At 37.2% G+C, this 19,095-nt stretch carries 9 protein-coding genes and 1 tRNA gene; 4 read left to right on the top strand and 6 right to left on the bottom strand.

The genetic code is table 11. From position 1 onward, the window contains the following. Nucleotides 1-29: 29 nt before the first annotated feature. Nucleotides 30-3,818: a glycosyl hydrolase gene (locus H8Z77_RS08000; RefSeq protein ID WP_186996693.1), complete on the top strand. Its 3,789-nt coding sequence runs from the start codon at nucleotides 30-32 to the stop codon at nucleotides 3,816-3,818. Nucleotides 3,819-4,713: 895 nt separating this feature from the next. Here H8Z77_RS08000 and H8Z77_RS07995 read toward each other — a convergent pair. The 6 genes from H8Z77_RS07995 to H8Z77_RS07970 all read right to left on the bottom strand — a co-directional run bounded on the left by H8Z77_RS07995 (nucleotide 4,714) and on the right by H8Z77_RS07970 (nucleotide 11,354). Further along, nucleotides 4,714-6,042, bottom strand: coding sequence for a sensor histidine kinase (locus tag H8Z77_RS07995; RefSeq protein WP_186996692.1), 1,329 nt, complete (start codon nucleotides 6,040-6,042; stop codon nucleotides 4,714-4,716). A gap of 2 nt (nucleotides 6,043-6,044) precedes the next feature. Then, a complete protein-coding gene (locus tag H8Z77_RS07990; RefSeq protein WP_186996691.1) occupies nucleotides 6,045-6,749 on the bottom strand; it encodes a LytR/AlgR family response regulator transcription factor in 705 nt (234 codons plus the stop codon). 319 nt (nucleotides 6,750-7,068) lie between these two features. Beyond that, on the bottom strand, nucleotides 7,069-7,218 hold the full coding sequence (locus tag H8Z77_RS07985) for an AgrD family cyclic lactone autoinducer peptide (RefSeq protein WP_186996690.1): 150 nt from the start codon (nucleotides 7,216-7,218) through the stop codon (nucleotides 7,069-7,071). Then, the gene (locus H8Z77_RS07980) at nucleotides 7,215-7,805 is read right to left on the bottom strand and encodes an accessory gene regulator ArgB-like protein (protein ID WP_186996689.1); all 591 of its coding nucleotides are present in this window, start codon (nucleotides 7,803-7,805) and stop codon (nucleotides 7,215-7,217) included. Before H8Z77_RS07980 ends, H8Z77_RS07985 begins: the two co-directional genes overlap by 4 nt. A gap of 242 nt (nucleotides 7,806-8,047) precedes the next feature. Then, on the bottom strand, nucleotides 8,048-9,457 hold the full coding sequence (locus H8Z77_RS07975) for an amidophosphoribosyltransferase (protein WP_186996688.1): 1,410 nt from the start codon (nucleotides 9,455-9,457) through the stop codon (nucleotides 8,048-8,050). 277 nt (nucleotides 9,458-9,734) lie between these two features. Next, nucleotides 9,735-11,354 carry a DUF1653 domain-containing protein gene (locus H8Z77_RS07970; RefSeq protein ID WP_186996687.1) on the bottom strand — a complete coding sequence of 540 codons (1,620 nt, stop codon included), beginning with the start codon at nucleotides 11,352-11,354 and terminating at the stop codon, nucleotides 9,735-9,737. Nucleotides 11,355-11,570: 216 nt separating this feature from the next. Between H8Z77_RS07970 and H8Z77_RS07965 the strand changes: the two genes are divergently transcribed. From H8Z77_RS07965 to H8Z77_RS07955, 3 genes are all read left to right on the top strand, one after another. Further along, nucleotides 11,571-11,657 (top strand) — tRNA-Leu (locus H8Z77_RS07965). 312 nt (nucleotides 11,658-11,969) lie between these two features. Beyond that, nucleotides 11,970-12,878, top strand: coding sequence for a hypothetical protein (locus H8Z77_RS07960; protein WP_069987403.1), 909 nt, complete (start codon nucleotides 11,970-11,972; stop codon nucleotides 12,876-12,878). Nucleotides 12,879-13,175: 297 nt separating this feature from the next. Next, nucleotides 13,176-18,782: a family 78 glycoside hydrolase catalytic domain gene (locus tag H8Z77_RS07955; RefSeq protein WP_286165527.1), complete on the top strand. Its 5,607-nt coding sequence runs from the start codon at nucleotides 13,176-13,178 to the stop codon at nucleotides 18,780-18,782. Nucleotides 18,783-19,095 lie beyond the last annotated feature (313 nt).

Below are 19,095 nucleotides of genomic sequence, written 5' to 3'. Positions count from 1 at the left end.
ATTAAGATTATCCTTGGAGGAGGAGAACGATGAAAAAGGCAAAAAAACTAATAGCGGCTGTTACATCGCTTGCTTTAGCAGCAAGCTGTTTTACAGGGGTACTTCCTGTCCAGGCTGCAGAAAGTGGAAATTCTACTTTCCAAACAGAATTTAAAAATGCAAGTAATCATGATTCAAAATTAAGGGTACGTTATTGGATTCCAGGTGGATGGGCAGCAAAAGACCTGGATGAAATTGACCGGGAGATTAAAGAACTTGCGGATGCGGGTTACGGCTGTGTTGAGGTTGCGGATGTAAGGGATAAGATGAGCCAATCCGAGCTGGATGCTTTAGCTCAAAAAGATGAAAATGGGGACACCTATTTATATGGCTCTAAAAACTGGGAGAAATCTGTAAAACAGATTTTAAAATCTGCGAAAAAATATGGCCTTACTGTGGATATGACATTTGGACAACGTTGGCCGGCATCTTCCAATGAAATTACGCCAAATGATGATGCCGCAGCGAAAGAACTGGTTTATGGCACAGTGGAATTGTCAAACGGGCAAAATTATCAAGGTAGTGTACCTGTTACTTCCAAAGTTACTACTACGAATGAAGAAAACCCTGTTATTGAAAATGATTTAATTGGTATTTACGCTGCAAAATACGATTCTACCAAAGAAGTGGAAACTGGAGGAGGCTGGATGCAGCCAGCAACAAAATATACCCAGTACTCCTTGGACCAATCCACAATGGTACAGTTAACTCCAAACGAAAATGGGGAAATTGATTTCACAGCACCAGATGACAATTATGTTGTAGTAGCGATTTACCAGCGTGGTACAGGACAGTTGGTAGGATACCAGCCTTCTATGGATAACCACACAGGCACAAATTACGATGCTTATGTAGTAGACCATTTTAGCGACGCTGGCGTCAATGTAATGCAGAAATACTATGAAAACAACCTGTTCTCTGACCCTGAAACCGCTGAATTGATAAAAGAAGTAGGTGGGAACTGGTTCGAGGATTCTTTGGAAATGACGACAGCAGGACTGTGGACATACGATATGTTGGAGGAATTCCAAGAAGAAACTGGGTATGATTTAACCAACTATCTTCCATTTGTATTAAAAGTAACAGGTATGGATAGCATTTCCAACAATTCACCTTTTATATTGACAGATGATACAGACAATTTAGTAACCAATGTCAGAAATGATTATGTGGAAACGTTAAGTAATTTATATAACTATGAACGTACCCAAGATATGGTGGATTGGGCAGAAACTTACGGTATGGGATACCGGGTACAAGCGTATGGTTCTACGATTGATTCTGCTTTAACTTCTGCTATTGCTACTACCCCTGAAGGAGAATCTCTTACCTTTGGAAATAAACACGATAGTTTCCGTGTAATGGCAGCAGGTCGTGATATGGGCGGAAACACCATTTTATCCGATGAGATTGGTGCCAACTTTGGATATGGCAGCGCATATGGCTTCCCATTTGACGATTTGATTGCAAACTTTAACAAGAACTATGCAGCAGGAGTTAACTCCATGTATCTCCACGGTTATTCTTATGCGTATTCACCAGAGGCACAATGGCCAGGTTTCCATGCGTTTGGCAGTGATATTCCAGGACCGTTTAGCTCTAGAATGCCAGAATGGGAACATATTAATGATATTACAGGATATATTGACCGCACTCAATATGTATTACAGCAAGGGGTACAAAAAACTGATGTGGCAATTTATCAACCAACTTATAACGCAAGCTATGGCGCTCCATATTATACCGATACAGGTTTGACTGAAGCGGGTTATTCCTATCAATTCTTTACTAGAAGTTTGTTTAACCTAGATAGCGCTGTTATAAAAGATGGCGTATTAAATCCAGATGGTCCAGGATATCGTGCAATGATAATCAACAATGTTTCTTCCATGGCGGTTGAAACCATTGACAAATTAATTGAATATGCAAATGCAGGGTTCCCAATTATTGTAGTGGGACAGACTCCAACTACATCTATTTCTTTAGTAGACAATGCCCAGGATGTTGTAAATAAATTTAATGAGTTGTTAGCGATAGATGGCGTTGTTCAAGTAGAAAATACTTCTGAAGTAGTATCCGCTCTAGAAGCGAAAGGTATTGAACCAGCAGTGGATAAACAGACTGCAAATGCAGATATCGTTACAATCCATCGTACTACAGAAGACGCTGATTTTTATTACTTATTTAATGATGCAGGGGAACAGGCACAATTGGAAATTGCATTGGAAGGTAATGGAACCCCATACTTGTTAGACGGATGGACTGGTGAAATCACTCCAATTGCAAATTACACAGTTGAAGATGGACAAATCATCGTTCCAGTTGACCTCGCTACCAATGATGCAATGATGGTTGGTATTTCTTCCACAGGTATCTTTGGAGAACCAGCAGATAATCATACTATTTCTTCCAATGCTAAAGTCAGCTATAAAGATGGCAATTTGACAGTACGTGCAACAGAAGATGGAACCTATACTGTAGTAGATGAAGAAGGAAAAGAATACAACTACAATGTAACTGGCCTTGCAGAATCAATTGATTTAAATGACTGGAATTTAACAGTGCAAAGTTGGAGCAAGGGTGATAACGCTGATAATGACGTATTGGATACCAAGAAAGAAGATATTGCAGTAGGCAAAACAGATTTGATTGCTTGGAAAGACATCCCACAATTGGGTTCAACAGTATCCGGTATTGGTACTTACAGTACAACATTTAATTTTGATACTAGCAATAACACCAGTGCATATTTGGATGTAACAGAAGTATTTGATACCTTCCGTGTATTTGTAAATGGACAGCAATTGCCTGCCATCAATCAGATTACCAAACAGATTGATTTAGGCGACTATTTGGTAGATGGAGAGAACACCTTGGTAATTGAAGTCGCTTCTACTTTAGCAAACGCAGTTGGTTCTAAAAAGATTCAAGAGTATGGCGTTATCGGGGATGTATGCGTGATTCCTTACCAGGATATTACGGTAAAAGAAGCAGATAAAGGCGTTTTGAATTCTGTGATTGCTTATGCGGAACAAGCCAAAGCAAGCGGGGAATATGACAATGCCATTGAAAGTGTACAAAAAACATTTGATGCAGCATTGGAAAATGCCAAGGCAGTAGCAAATAACGCAGCAGCAACCCAGGAAGAAGTAAATGCAGCATGGAAAACACTGTTGAACGAAATCCATAAATTAGGATTTGTAGCAGGCGATAAAACAGAGTTAGCAAGCTTAATCGCAGCAGCAGAAGGGATTGACCTGAGCAAATATGTAGAAGCAGGTCAAGCAGAATTTACCGCAGCATTGGAAACAGCACAAACTGTATTTGATGATGGAGATGCAATGCAGGCGGAAATCAATGAAGTAGCGGATAATCTGTTAAACGCAATGTTGAACCTGAGATACAAAGCGGATAAATCTATTTTGGAAGAAGTAGTAGCAGAGGCAGAGAAAGTGGATGCGAACGCATACACAGCAGAAAGCTACGCAGTACTAGAAGCAGCAGTAAATGACGCAAAAGCAGTACTGGAAAATGAAAACGCAACCCAGGAAGAAGTAGACGCAGCAGTACAATCTGTGCAGGCTGCAATGGATAGTTTAGTAGCAGTAGAAGGGATGGAAACAGAAACACCGTCTGATAACAATGCTACTCAGACTGGACAGGAAAATACAACAACAAAAGCAAACGCAGCGAAAACAGGGGATTTTGCTCCAATCGCAGGTGTAGTAATGTTGGCAGTAGCAGGCACAGCAGTATTACTTTCCCGTAAGAAAAAATAATATTAAGGAAAGATAAACGTTTATAAGCCCGATTTCGATTGAAATCGGGCTTGTATTATTGCTGCCTATAGGTTTAATAAAACCTTGGCAAAATGAGAAACTCTTATAGATGAAGACTGCCTTCTACTTGAGAATGGAATATTTTGAAAAAGTAATTCGGGGATTTTTGCATACAGTTTTGTTTTCATACAAGGGTACGGAAAGAAAACTCGAACTGCTTTGCCAGTAGCGAGGCAAGCGATGCGATTCAATATCTCCTCCAGGGGTCTGGGCAAAGCCACTAGTTTACTAGTGGCTTTTTTGTCTTAAATTCATTTGAAAATGAGTATGTAAAAAACAAAGGGTTAAAATAGAAGTTATTTTTTGATGCTAAAAAGTTGATAATAATGGGATAGTTGACTGTTTACTAGCTGTAACGTAAGGTACGCAAATGGACTTGACGGGTAATAGGCAGATAATCACAATTATTTCAATTTGGTATAGCTAAATTTACGTTATATAAGGCGAATAGATATTATAAATGGATAAACGATATACCCTAATATTCCTTATAATTTGTCTGTGATGAATATAGGAAAATGGGCAATACAATAGGGAAATTTCATATTGTAGGAAAAATAAAATGTCTTTAGTAGAAATCTGCAGCTTTTGTCGTAGATACTGTGTTAGCTGTATCTGTAATAGGGCGTAACGATAGCGCTGAACGAGTTATGAAAATCAATCGTTAATCTATAAAAAATCCCCCTAAAGGAAGGCAGAAGCGGCTCCTTTTAGGGGGATGTATTTTTTTAAGGCGATGGAATTTCGACAGCGCAAATAAGCTGGTTAGAATAGCAATAGGGGTTATTTGTTTTAGGGAATAGTTTTCTATCCAGATGTTTTGGTTCAATAAACGTTACTTTAATTTGAAATATAGTATGAGGTCTACACAGAAAAAGCCATTTTCCTCAAATATATTGATGATGCCATTGTATTTTTTCACTAGCTTTTTGACTTTTGGGATACCAAAGCCATGAAGATTTTTATCTTTTTTTGTGGTAAATAATTTTTCGTTACCTTTTAAGACAGAACCGGAAATCGAATTTTTTACAATAATACGGATAAAACGGCTATTTTCAAAAAGTTCAAAGTAAACTTCTTTTGTGTCTGTTTTGGGGTTGGATTTATAATAATCTAAAATATTTTCCAATAGATTATCCAGTATTAAGCAGAGGTCCATCTCGTTTAAACTGCTTTCCGCAATTGTTTTAAGGGAAGAAACTGAAAATGTTGTTTTAACACGTTCATCTTGCAGCAATGCTATTTTGTTATTGATTACACCATCTACTAAAATATTATCGGTAAAAATAAACCTTCTGGTCTGATCAATATAGTCCAGGTTTTCTTCCAGAAGTTTAATAGCACCTTCGGGATGATTATTTCTTAGCAGCGACAACAGTGATGTATGGTATGATTTTAAATCATGCCGCAAAGCATGTAGTTGCTGGTTGGAAGCTTTTAACTCTTCTGCGAATTGTTTTTTGGTTCGTTCCTTTTCCAGTGATATTTTATATTCAATTTGTTTTTGATTATCTTTTTGGGATCGGATAAATATCCAGTATGTTACGATATTTAAAATTAAGATAGAAAAAGCTGCAATCAAAATATAAATTAAATATTTTTGTAATGTGTCATGCGCTATCATAACAATACAAAACAGTAATATAGCAGATACAAGAGGATTTAGGCTTAACATAATCCACCAGGCTACTGATGTATCTGAACGGAATTTAAACCGCAGGATTAAACGGGAAAGGTAAAAATATAGAACCTTAGAAAAAACTAATAAAATAATTCTGCTAACATCTCTGCCTAAATAAACTTGATACCAGCTAGAATCAAAGAGTAATCCACAAATACCTCCTGATATAACAGCTGTTAGTACATCCAATATAATTGAAAGAAAAACTGTATAAACTATTTGTAAGGTTTTACCTTGTAAACATAATAATGAAAAAATAAAACAAATAGTCATTGAAACAAGAACAGAAAAAAACTCTACTTTTGAAGGTAATGTGAAAAAAGTAATCTCTGCAAATAATATTCCCCAACAGATCCATTGAAAGTATTTCCATTTTTTCTCCTCTGTTTTAAATCCTAAATACTGTACGATAAAATCGAGCATAATATAGGATTCTATCGCATTGGTTATTAATTCTATCACTATCCATAAACCAGTTGACATTCTTATCTCCTTGAAAATTGCATGAAAGCATCCTTAACGGACGAGGTATATGTGCGGCTGAGTGGAACCGATACTTCACCAGTTAAGAATAGTTCATGTTTGGAAATTTCCTCAATGTGGGCATAGTTGACCAAAAAACCTTTGTGGCAACGGATTAACCCATAACGCCCCACTTCTTTTTCAAACTGGTTAATTGTTTTTCGAATTTTATAGATGTTTTTTGCTGTATGTACCATAATATAATTTTTGGCACTTTCCACATACAAAATTTGCGGAATGCTAACAGATACCTGCTTACCTTCTGCATCCAATAAAATTTTTTGATTACGCTTTTGGATCCACTGAAGGAAACGTTTTACCAGATCCTCTAAATCTTCATCCAAACAGGATTTTCGAATAAATCCAAATGGACGGCATCGGATCGCCTCAAAAACAAGTTCTTCATGGCTGGTAACAAATGCGATAGGTAGATGTGGCTTTTTCTGGTTGAGGATGTTTGCCATTTCCATTCCATTTTTTCCGGGCATTTCTACATCTAGTAGAACCAAATCCACGGTGTTTTTTAAACAGTAACGGATGGCTGTATTACTATCTGAAAATACACGATGGTCAATATTCAGATGTTTTTTTGAAAAGTAATGTGTTAATTTTTCCTGGATCAGTTTTAAAAATGCCCAACTGTCATCGCAAGTAACAATTATTAACATGACAGAAACTCCTTTTTGTCTTGAAATTTCCTTCCATACTAAGTATAAAGGATTTATCATTGGTTTTCAAGGGATGGCTAAAAAATAACAACCCATCCTGATGAACTACCATTTTATAGAAAAAACCGGAGTAAAATTTTACTCCGGTTTTTTGGGTTATAGTTACAGAATCATTTAAATAGAAAAATGTTGTGTGTTCGACATTCACTATTTGATTTACTGAGGAATTTGTTATCTACAGTTTTTTCAGTAACTTATAACCTCTTTACAAAAATTCCTTTATTTTAATTAATAAAAGAAGATGTTATCAAAAAGCAATCTATTTTTTATTTGCCAATCGAGCTGATAAATTAACTGGTTCTTTTGGCTGGTGTTGAGCAAATAGAGAAGGTGTACCATTGGACATTCTAACTGTCTTCAACACCAATTTAGCAGCTTTTTTCGCAATTGATTTTTTTAAATTTTTCATTTTAACCGTCGCTCCTTAAAAAAATGGTTTTTTATTATCCCTGCAATCATTAAAATGGAAATCGCCAATAAAGTAGCGGCGATACAAACGCCAATTTGAATGCAATATATGGTAAGGATAACCGCAGAAATGGAAAGCAATACCATCATAGTTAAACTTATCATCCGATATTTTCGCCCTTGTTTTTTAGTAAACGGTTTATTTGGGTGTTCTACCGGGGAAAGATAAAAAGCTATGATTAATGCTACAATACAAAATATAATTGCACTCCATAACCATATTTTAGGAGGTAGCCAAACTGTTACACCACAAACCAACAAGAAAGTAATTACAGAACTGGAATTACATACAATATAAGTATCCGCATGGAATCCACCACTGTAAATGCGAACCGTTATCATACAAACTAGATGAACCACCGCAAACCAAAATTGATTTAGGATGACACCTGCCAACAATATAAGTACTACTCCAAGAACATTGGATATAATAAGTTTTATACCATATTGGTAAATGTCTTGTTCATCCTCTGTGATGACATTGTTTCTTAAAAAATAAGCAACAACTTTTTGAGAAATATGTTCCACTTGTTTGGCATTCCTTTCTTATCTACGTGTATTATTTTACCAGTTTTGCTCTAATTTTCAAGATATTTGGGACGAATGGCTATATACAGGGATGAACAGACATTTTTCAATTATTTTTTACAAATAAAGAAAGTATTTTACAAAAAATTATGGTAAATTACCTTTTATCGACAATTAAATTTTCTTTTTTGGCCCAATTATAAAAACTGCCAGGAGATAAATTCCTGGCAGTTTTTTCGCTTTTATTCTTTTCCGTTCCAACAGTAAGTACACAACTTGCATGGTTCAATTCCAATGGATTCGATCAAATCATCCAAGCGGTGGTATTTTAAGGAGGTGAATTTTAATTGTTTTTCAATTTCTTTTACCATTTCTTTGTAATTTGTGCTATCGGGGTTTGCGTAATCTTCCAGCATCTTTTCTGCTTGGTCGCCTTCCCGTTCTAAAATAATGCGGCGGGTGATTAGATCCAATTCCGATTTGGAACGGGAGAAATTTAAATATTTACAACCATACAACAATGGTGGACATGCTGGACGAATATGCACTTCTTTCGCACCACTTTGATACAATAATTCTGTTGTTTCCCGCATCTGTGTCCCGCGTACAATGGAATCGTCAATTAACAGCAGCTTTTTATTTTTAATTAATACATCCACTGGAATCAGTTTCATCCGGGCAATCAGGTTCCTCTGGCTTTGTTTGGTTGGCATAAAGGAACGGGGCCAAGTTGGGGTATATTTAATAAATGGGCGCGCAAATGGAGTGCCGGATTCATTTGCGTAGCCAATAGCGTGGGCGATGCCGGAATCCGGTATACCAGCGACAATATCCGGATGAACTTCGTCAGAATCACGTTTTGCCAACATTTTACCGCAGCGGTAACGCATATCCTCAACATTTACCCCTTCGTAGGTAGAAGTTGGATAGCCGTAGTATACCCACAGGAACGAACAGATTTTCATTTCTTTGCCCGGTTTGCTGACTGTTTCTACCCCTTCTGGTGTGATATACACAATCTCGGCAGGACCTAATTCTTTATAATCCTGATACCCCAGGTTAATATAAGCAAAGCTTTCAAATGAAACACAGTAGCCAGTCTCTTTTTTACCAACAATTAAAGAGGTTCTTCCCAGGCGGTCCCTGGCTGCATAAATCCCCTCATGGGTCATTACCAGTACTGTCATAGAACCGTCAATTAACTCCTGTACATATTTCAGGCCTTCCACAATACTATCTTTTTGGTTGATTAACGCCGCCACTAACTCGGTAGCATTAATATTGCCGCCACTCATTTCAAGGAAATGGGTCCTACCTTTTTCGTATGCCTCTTTTACCAGCTCATCTACATTATTGATTTTTCCAACCGTAGTAATCGCAAAGCTGCCTAAATGGGATTGCACCAACAGTGGCTGTGGTTCGCTGTCAGAGATACAGCCGATCCCCATTGTACCTTCCAGCTCGTCTACATCTCGTTCAAACTTTGTACGGAAAGGGGAATTTTCGATATTATGGATTGCGCGGTCAAATCCTTTTGGACCATAAACAGCCATTCCACCTCTGCGGGTTCCCAAATGTGAATGATAGTCTATTCCAAAAAATAAATCCATCACACAACTTTCTTTTGATACAACGCCAAATACTCCACCCATGAAGATAACCTCGTTCCTTTCAATTTAAAATTCTATTTATGATAGCTAATTATTGACAAAAATTTATCCCACTTGCTATCCTACTAGAAAGGGGAAAATAAACACTATCTTTTATTATATAGGAAAACATACAAAAAGAAAACCTATTTTTTTGTTTCAAAAAAAATTCTGATAAAATGTTAAATTTTTTCCCTGCTTCCTCCATGAAAAATTGTGATGATATCCAGTAAACAATAAAAACGCAGTCCTATTCTTTGTAATAGAACTGCATTTTTTGTTATTCTTCGCCAATATAACGGAACCGGGGCTGTTGGATGCCATCCCGTTCCACAATTTCGTAAAACATATCCGCTGGACGTATCCAGGTAGAGCCATCCCCGTATAGTTGTTGATAGACTACATACCACTCCTGGGTTTCGGAATGCCGCGCGAAATCAATGACCAGATAGTCGTTCCCTTTAAAATGGCGGTATCTCCCTAGCCGCCATTTTTGCTCGTCAGATAGTTCTAATTTTTCTACTGGTGATTCCTTCGGACTATGCCATTGGAATATGTCCTGAGTCTCCAATAGAACCATTGCGGAGTTTGCTGGGATCGCAAGCTGGAATTTACCACCATCATTTTTAAAAGCTGTACCATCTCGCAACAGGTCCATCAGCATAGCGCAGTTCGCATATAGCTCCATTGTTTCTTCATGGTCTGCCAGATTTAACACAATATAAATTACTTGCCCGTCTGTATAACGTTTAAAAATCAGCTGTTCATTTTTGATTTGCACGTTTTCAAATTTACCGTATTGAATGGCAGGAAAATATTGACGGATTTGAGATAATCTGAATAGATGGGAAACCAATGCTGGGTTTTTCCCTTGCATTTCAGTGAGTTCCAAACAAGGACGCAGTGGACTATCGTCATCTCTCGTCCTTTTTCCTTCAATTCCCCATTCACTTCCGTAATAAAGGGAAGGTGCCCCAGGCATGGTATATAAAATTGTATATACATTTTGTAGATGTTTTTTATCATTTAAATGGGAAGCTAGGCGGTCTACATCATGGTTATCCACAAAATTATAGGTATAAATGTTTTGATAAATTCCTCCATTGCCAAATTGCCGGTTTAAGGAATGGGCAATTTCAAAATAGTTTTTATCATTATGGGAGGAATATAACCCTTTATAACACTCATAATTCGTAGTAGAATCCAACATTTCAGGGTTTGCCCAACGGTTGTAGTCCCCATGGATAATTTCCCCCATCAGCCAGAAATCAGATTTTTTAGAGGTAGTAAAATGCTTTAGAGTACGGAAGAAATCCATATCTACACAATCAGCAGCATCCAATCGCAATCCATCAATGCCAAAATCATCGATCCATTTTCCAACCGCATTGAGTAAATGCTCTACTACCTCTGGATTGCGAAGGTTCAGTTTTACCAGATCAAAACAGCCGTTCCAAGCTTCATACCAAAATGGATCTCCCATTGGGCTGCCACCGCCAAAATTAAGGTTGTGGAACCAACTGCAATAATGGGAGTTTTCCCGTTTCTCCTGTACATCTTTAAACGCCCAGAACTCTCTTCCTACATGGTTAAACACTCCATCTAATACGATGCGAATACCATTTTGATGGAGTTGTCGGCAAATTTCTTGAAATGATTCATTGGTTCCCAGGCGTTTATCTATCGTATAATAGTCTTTTGTATCATATCCATGTCTGCTGGATTCAAATACTGGACCTAGATAAACAACATTGATGCCTAACATTTTTAAATGGGGAATCCATTCTATCAATTTTTCAAAACGGTTTACTGGTTCAATTTCCTCATTATATTTTGGCGCTCCACAAAATCCTAAAGGATAAATATGATAAAAAACTGCTTGGTGAATCCAGTGGCTCATTGTTCTCTTCCTTTCTTTCACACAGGCTATTTTAGTGATAACAAAAGACAACGATTTTATACAAATAAAATTTAATTTATTATAACATATTGCCGGAAAAACAACAATTGTAGGAACGACAAAAAATTTAATTTTTTTTCTAAAAATCCTTGACAGAATAAAACTGCCGTGATATAATAGCTAAGCAGTTCGAGTTTCGGACTTAAAATTAGATATGCGGATGTGGCGGAATCGGCAGACGCGCTAGATTCAGGTTCTAGTGAGAGCAATCTCATATGGGTTCAAGTCCCTTCATCCGCACCAGAGCGAGTCTGGACGCAAGTTGCGTTCAGGCTTTTTTGTTTTTATGAGTGATAATCTTGTTTTTATTGCGGCTCTCTTTTTTATAATACAACTGTAAATTATAAACCACATTTTAGGCAATAGAAATTAGGATGTAGTTTTTTCTTTATATCATTTTCAATAAATTATTTTCTATCAGAAGGATATTTTATCCCCAATTAAATGATGAATTTATATTACTTTGTGGTATCATGTTCAAAAACTATTTTTCAAATAGAACGATATATCATTTGATGATGTGATTTAAAATGAAGTAAAACGAGGATATTTTCAATGAGATTACTTGAAAAATTAGTGAAGTGGAAATGCTGTTTCACAACAAAAAATATAGCCATTATTTCTAGTACATTAGCCGTGTTGATTATTACCAGTATAGCGTTGTTTACTTACCAACTCTCTAATCTGACAACAACAGATAATAACAACAGTTTATCAAGTCCTTTGGAAAGTGCACAGGAGAGCAGCAGAAAAACTTTTTCTGTCGATAGTTCTATGCAACCTCAAGTTTCTGAAACCATTTCTGATATACCAATAACCTCAACTGATGCACAAACATTAACTGAGACAGAAACATCAAAGGTACAACCATGTCACCATAATTATAGGAATGAAGTGGTTCCACCTACTTGTTCTGAGCAAGGTTATACGATTCATACTTGCCAGAATTGTGGATATCAGTATATAGACTGTTATGCTGCACCACAACATGATTATGGAAAATACCTTTGTATTAATTGCGGAATGCCAGATCCATCTGCGGATCCCTTTTACGCCTTGAACGCATGGATGGCAAAAAATGTTCCATACAACGAAGAGATACAGGGATATGAATGGATATACCAAGTTGGGGATGAAAAATATATTATTTCTACTCTAGGCGGTGGAGATGCTATTGTATTACAATACTGTTTTGGTGACGAAGATTTGGATTTGTATTTTTCAGCATCTGATTTTCTGGATACTTATTATAGCAAAGGGGAAGAGGGCGGAAGATATTTAATGGATAAATCTGACTTGATTGTTCCATCTAAACCATTATTTGATAAAGATTTTGCTTATATGTCACAAGAATTTGTTGAGCAGTATAGTAAGAGAATTGATGATACAATCAATGTGGCGCAAAACCAAATGTTATCTACGATAGGGATGAATCTAAAATCCTTTGGTTTTCCTTCCTTATAACAATACTGATAAAGAATTTATATGCCTTACAGAATTTTTCTGTAAGGTTTTTTGTTTGTAAAAAAATAGATTTATCATTTATAGCAAATAACAAGTAGTAAAAAAACAGTTTTAAATTGTTTAATTTTTACAAATAAGATAAAATGTATTTGGAAATTAATACAAAAATTTTAAATATCTATTTCTTTTTATAGAAAGAAGAGTATAATTTACTATATAAATCATTGGGACCTTTTAATTGAAGAAAGGAGGTTTTCATTTTTCGTATCAACTATTTTACTTAAGGAGGAAAAAGCATTGAAGAGAAAAAATCGTATACTTGCGTTGGTTTTAGCGTTGTGTTTCATGTTGTCTGTTTTTACACCAATCAATATTTTTGCGGCAGACACAAACGAAACCACTATTACAAACTTAAGGACAGAAGATGCGGTAAACCCTGTAGGGATTGATGTAACGAACCCTACTTTCAGTTGGCAGATGGAATCTTCTGTAATTGGACAACATCAAACAGCATATCAGGTTGTTGTAGCAAAAGACAAAGATTTGTCCCAAAAAGTTTGGGACTCTAAAAAGCAGGAAAGTAGTGTATCGATAGGAATCCAGTATGCTGGGGATGCTTTACAAGCATCTACTACCTATTTTTGGCAAGTAACTGTATGGGATAAAGACCAACAGGCAATTCAATCTGATATTGCTACTTTTGAAATGGGCTTATTGGGAGAGGATGCTTGGAACGATTCCCAATGGATTCAGATGGGAACTTCTACTGAAACTCCTGTAGACCCAGAACCTATTCATCTAGACTATACCCTGGAAGCAGATATTCAGATTGTTAACACAGGAGTTGCCTTAGTATTTGAAGCGGAAGATAAGGACAACTACTTAATGTGGCAGGTAAGAACAGCAAAAGAAGATGCAACAAAATTGCAGCTTCGTCCACATTTTAAAAAGAATGGTAATTTTAATGCATTAGAAGATGTGGATATTACAGAATATATGAAAGAAGATGTAAAGGCTGTTCAACATTTAAAAATAGAAGTTACCAATGATCAGATTGACACCTATATCAATGGAAATTTAGTAAATACTTGTCCAAAATCCAGTTTAGCTGGTGTTGGATTGAATGGTGAAATCGGAAATATTGGATTCCGTACCAGTTCTGCTGAACAAGAAGATGGCTGGTTGGACAACATTGTTTTAACAGATTATTCTACAAACGCTGATGGAATTGTCGTTAAAAATTATAATTTTGATGATGGAAAAAATCCATTTGGCGGTGGAACTATTGTTGACGGTAGATTAAGTACCCATTTTGTAGGTTCTGATGATACTTATGTGGAACCATTTGATCCTGAGACTGGAGAAAAAGAGCCTGTACACTATGTAGTGGAAGCGGATGTTACTTGTTCAAATACTGCGGTTAGCCTGTTGTTTAATGCAATGGATAGCAATAATTTCTATATGGTACAACTAAACATCAAAGACCAACCGGGTAAAGTAATGTTTAAACCGCATACCTGGAAAAATGGAAGCTACGCAACCTATGCTTCCCATACGAAAGATGTAACTTCAGCAATTGGAAGTATTGAAGAGTTTAAAACAAAACCTGCACACATCAAATTAGATGTTACACAGGATGAAATTAACACTTATATTAATAACCAATTAGTAGATACTTTTACAATTGGCGAGATAAGTGACCAAAGCACTACAGGTATCCCAGTCCAAATTGGTATGTTAGGGTTCCGTGCTGATGGAAACGAATCTGGTACAGTAGATAACTTCACCTTAGTGGATTACACAGATTCTCAGGAAGGAGAAGTTGTTTATAACTATCATTTTGACGATGGACAAAATCCATTTTTACAGGGTTCTATCAATGAAAATGGAGAATTTGTAGCAAGTGGTGGATTTGGTATCTTACTTCCTCCACAAGGAATCCCTACTTTCCGTAAGGAAATTACACCAGAACAGAATTTGGCTTCTGCTAAATTATATGTAACAGGACTTGGTGTATTTGATGTATTCATTAATGGGGAACGAGTTGGTACCCGTCAAGAAGACGGCTCCATGGTATATGATGAATTAAAACCAGGGTATACCCAGCCATTAAAACGTGTATTTAGCTATACCTATGATGTTACTCAAATGATAAACGAAGGAGAAGCCAATACCGTTGTGGCAAATGTCAGCTCTGGTTGGTGGAATGGTGCTGTTGCAGGAAATCAAGGAAAAAACAATGCGTTCCGTGCCCAGATATTACTGACCTATACGGATGGCAGCCAAAAAGTAATTGGCACTGATAGGACATGGAAAACCTCTTTACAAGGTCCTATCGTTTTTGGAGATATTTTTAACGGTGAAACTTATGATGCGAATGCGGATACATCTTTCCGCTATAATGGGTATGATGACTCTACTTGGAACTATGCGGATATCAACCAGGAATTCAGTGGTGAGATTGTTTCGCAAATCGGACCTTCTGTTCGTGTACGGGAGGACCTGACAGTAAACACAAAAACAGTTACCGTATATGATGGTGCGATTGATGCAAATGAAAGCCAACATGGTAAAATTAATGTAACTGGAACTTATCAGGATGGGGAATCCTTTACGTTGCAGCCAAATGAAAAAGCAGTAATTGACCTGGGTCAAAACTTTGCTGGATGGGAAAAAATCCAAGTAGAAGGACCAAAAGGTGCTATGTTAACCATGAGACATGGTGAAATGCTGAACGATAATGATGGTTTAAAATCCCGCGGAAATGACGGCCCAGAAGGTAGCATTTATACTGCAAACCTGCGCTCTGCTCAAGCTACTGGACGTTATATTTTAAGTGGAAATGGAATCGAAACTTATCAGGCAAGCGCTACTTTCTATGGATTCCGTTACCTGGAAATCAGCACAACACAACCAGTGACAATCCATAATGTAAAAGGAATTGTGGTAACATCCGTTGCCGAAAATACAGGTACTTTATCTACTGGAAACGCGGATGTAAACCAGTTGATCAGCAACATTTTCTGGGGACAATACAGCAACTATTTGTCCGTTCCAACAGACTGCCCACAACGTGACGAACGTCAAGGATGGTCTGCTGATACACAGGTGTTCTCTACCGCTGCTTCCTATAATGCAGATTCCAAAGGATTCTTACAAAAATGGATGCAAGATATGAAAGATTCTCAGGCAAGCAATGGCGCTTATCCAGATACAGCACCAGCTACTCGTTTTGGCGGTACAGGACAGCTTGGTTGGGCGGATGCAGGAATTATTGTTCCATATAATTTGTACAAGATGTATGGAGATAAATCTGTAATTGAAGAAAACTATGAATCCATGCAGAAATACATTGATGTATTCTTAGCTTCTACAGATAAAAAAGGCGCAGGCCATTCCTATGGTGACTGGCTGGCATACGAAAGCAATGACGATGATATGAAATCATTGCTGGGTATTGCTTATTATGCTTGGGATGCCCAGATGATGGCTGAAATGGCTGAAGTATTAGGTAAAACAGATGACGTTACCAAATATCAAGAAATTTATGAAATCGAAAAAGAATACTTCCAGCAGCAGTATGTCAATGAAGATGGTAGCTTAAAACGTGGAGAACAAACCGCATGTCTGTTTGCGTTATTCCTTGACTTATTACCAAATGAAGAATCTGAAGCAATCGTAGAACAAACCTTATTGGATAATATTTCTAGAAATGGAAATAAATTGCAAACAGGATTTTTAGGTACTTCCATTATTATGCAAACCTTAAGCAAAATTGGAGCAGATGATGTTGCGTACCAATTGTTGCTACAACACGGTAACCCATCTTGGCTGTACTCTGTGGATCAGGGTGCAACTACTATTTGGGAAAGATGGAATTCTTATACCAAAGAAACCGGTTTTGGCGATGTTGGAATGAACTCCTTTAACCATTATTCTTATGGTGCGGTAGCAGAATGGATGTATGGTTACATGGCTGGTATTATGTATGATTTTGATCAGCCTGGATTTAAACATATTGTATTACAACCAACACCAGATCAGTTAATTGGACATGTGGATTGTTCCTATACCTCTGAATATGGTACTATTGTAAGCAACTGGGATTATGAAGATGGACAGTTTATTTATGATGCAGTTATCCCAGCAAATACAACCGCTACTATTTATGTTCCAGTAGAAGATGGAAAATCCATTACAGTGAATGGAAAAGCACCAGAAGAAGTTACGACTGAAACAGATGGCTTAGTTTATGTTAAAACCGAAGATGGTAAAGCAGTATTTGAAGCAGTATCTGGTTCTTATCAATTTAAAGCTGGAGTAACCGAGTATTGTTATATTGATGTAGAACAAACAGACGAAACGGTCCCATACCAAATTAGTGTGAATGGTGGCGAATTACAGAGTGTTCCAACTACCATTAAAACAGTAGCGAATGAGCCTATTACAATACAAGCAGTTGTTAAAAATGATGTGGATTACAGCTTCCAACAATGGAGCGGTGATGCAACATCCACAGACCAGACGATTACTATTACACCAACTGATAATATGACATTATCTGCTCAATTTAAATGGAGTGGATATGATGACTTAGCACTTGGTGCAAAAGTAACTGCAAATAGTGTTTATACTGCAGCTGGATGGAGTGCTGATTATTTAACAGATGGTATCTTAAACCATTTGGGAGGAAATAATGGATTTACCAGTGATAGTTATGGGACAAATTCTCCAGATATCAGTAACAATCCATTTGAGTTGGTTGTTGATTTGGGAGAAGTAAAAGAATTTGACCGAATCCAATTGTATCCACGTACAGATGATTTCTCTCCAGAAGGAAAGACATTTAACTTCCCTGTAAAATATGAAATCAATATAAGTGAAAATGGTATAGACTACACTACTATCTATGAACAGGATGAAGATAATGCTCCTGTATGGAAACCTCTTGTAATTTCCTGCGAAACATTACAACAGGCTCGTTATATTCAAGTAAGAGCCTTTACATTGGGTACCCGTGATGTTCCAGGCAGTGATGGATATCGTTTCCAATTGGCAGAATTAGGTGTATACAATACTACTGAATCTCCAGAACCACCTGTAGAAACAGACAAAGATATCCTGAACAAAGTAATCGTATACGCAGAAGAACAAAAAGCATCTGATGACTTTAACAATGTTATCGCAGATGTACAGGAATCCTTCAACGCAGCATTGGATGCAGCAAAAGAAATTGCGGCAGATCCAGCAGCAAGTCAGGATGCAGTAGATGCAGCATGGAAAGCATTAATGACAGAAATTCATAAACTAGGCTTTGTGAAAGGCGATATTACTTCCTTAGAAGATTTGGTAGCATTGGCAGAAACCTACGACATAAATGACTATGTAGAAGCAGGCCAGGCAGAATTTCAGGAAGCATTGAAGGCAGCACAAGATTTATTGGCTGATAAAGACAATGCAATGGCAGAAGAAATCGAAGTGGCAGAAAGTAATCTGTTGAACGCGATATTGAACCTGAGATACAAAGCGAATAAATCCATCCTGGAAAAAGTGATTGCGGAAGCTAATGAAGTTGATTCCAATGCATACACAGTAGAAAGCTATGCAGTACTGGAAGCAGCAGTAGCAGAAGCGAACGCAGTAATGGCGAACGAAAACGCAACTCAAGAAGAAGTAGACGCAGCAGTAACAAGTGTACAAGAAGCGATGAAAGGTCTAGTAGCAGTAGAAAAACCATCTACCGAAACACCAGACGACAACAAAGCGGATAGTACACAAACAGGGCAAGAATCTACCACAACAAAAGCAAACGCAGCCAAAACAGGCGACTTTGCGCCAATTGCTGGTATTATGGTTCTTGCATTAGCAGGAACTGCAGCCATCCTTAGCCGTAGAAAAAAATAATTCTATTGAAATAGTTTTATAGTTTAAAAAGATAGCAGGTTATAATAGCCTGCTATCTTTTTTGTTTATTGTTCGTCTAAGCAAAACCAAATCCCCAGTTTTACCCAGAATAGAAAGAGAAAGTTTTAGAGGAAATAATTTTCATTAAAAAACCTACTTTTGCAGGGCAAAAGTATACAGAACAGAGATTGACGGTTAATCACATAGACTGTTGGTGTTTAATGGAACCAGATAGCAGGGTGATGCTAAGTACCTCTTGAGGGGTTATCCGGCAGTAGGCTTTCCCAGAGCCTACACAAGCCATCACTTTAAT

The sequence above is a fragment of the Clostridium facile genome (genome assembly GCF_014297275.1).
Taxonomy (GTDB): Bacteria; Bacillota; Clostridia; order Oscillospirales; family Ruminococcaceae; genus Massilioclostridium; species Massilioclostridium facile.
Note: the sequence above shows the minus strand (reverse complement) of the source record. Positions and strands in the feature narration are given on the sequence as shown.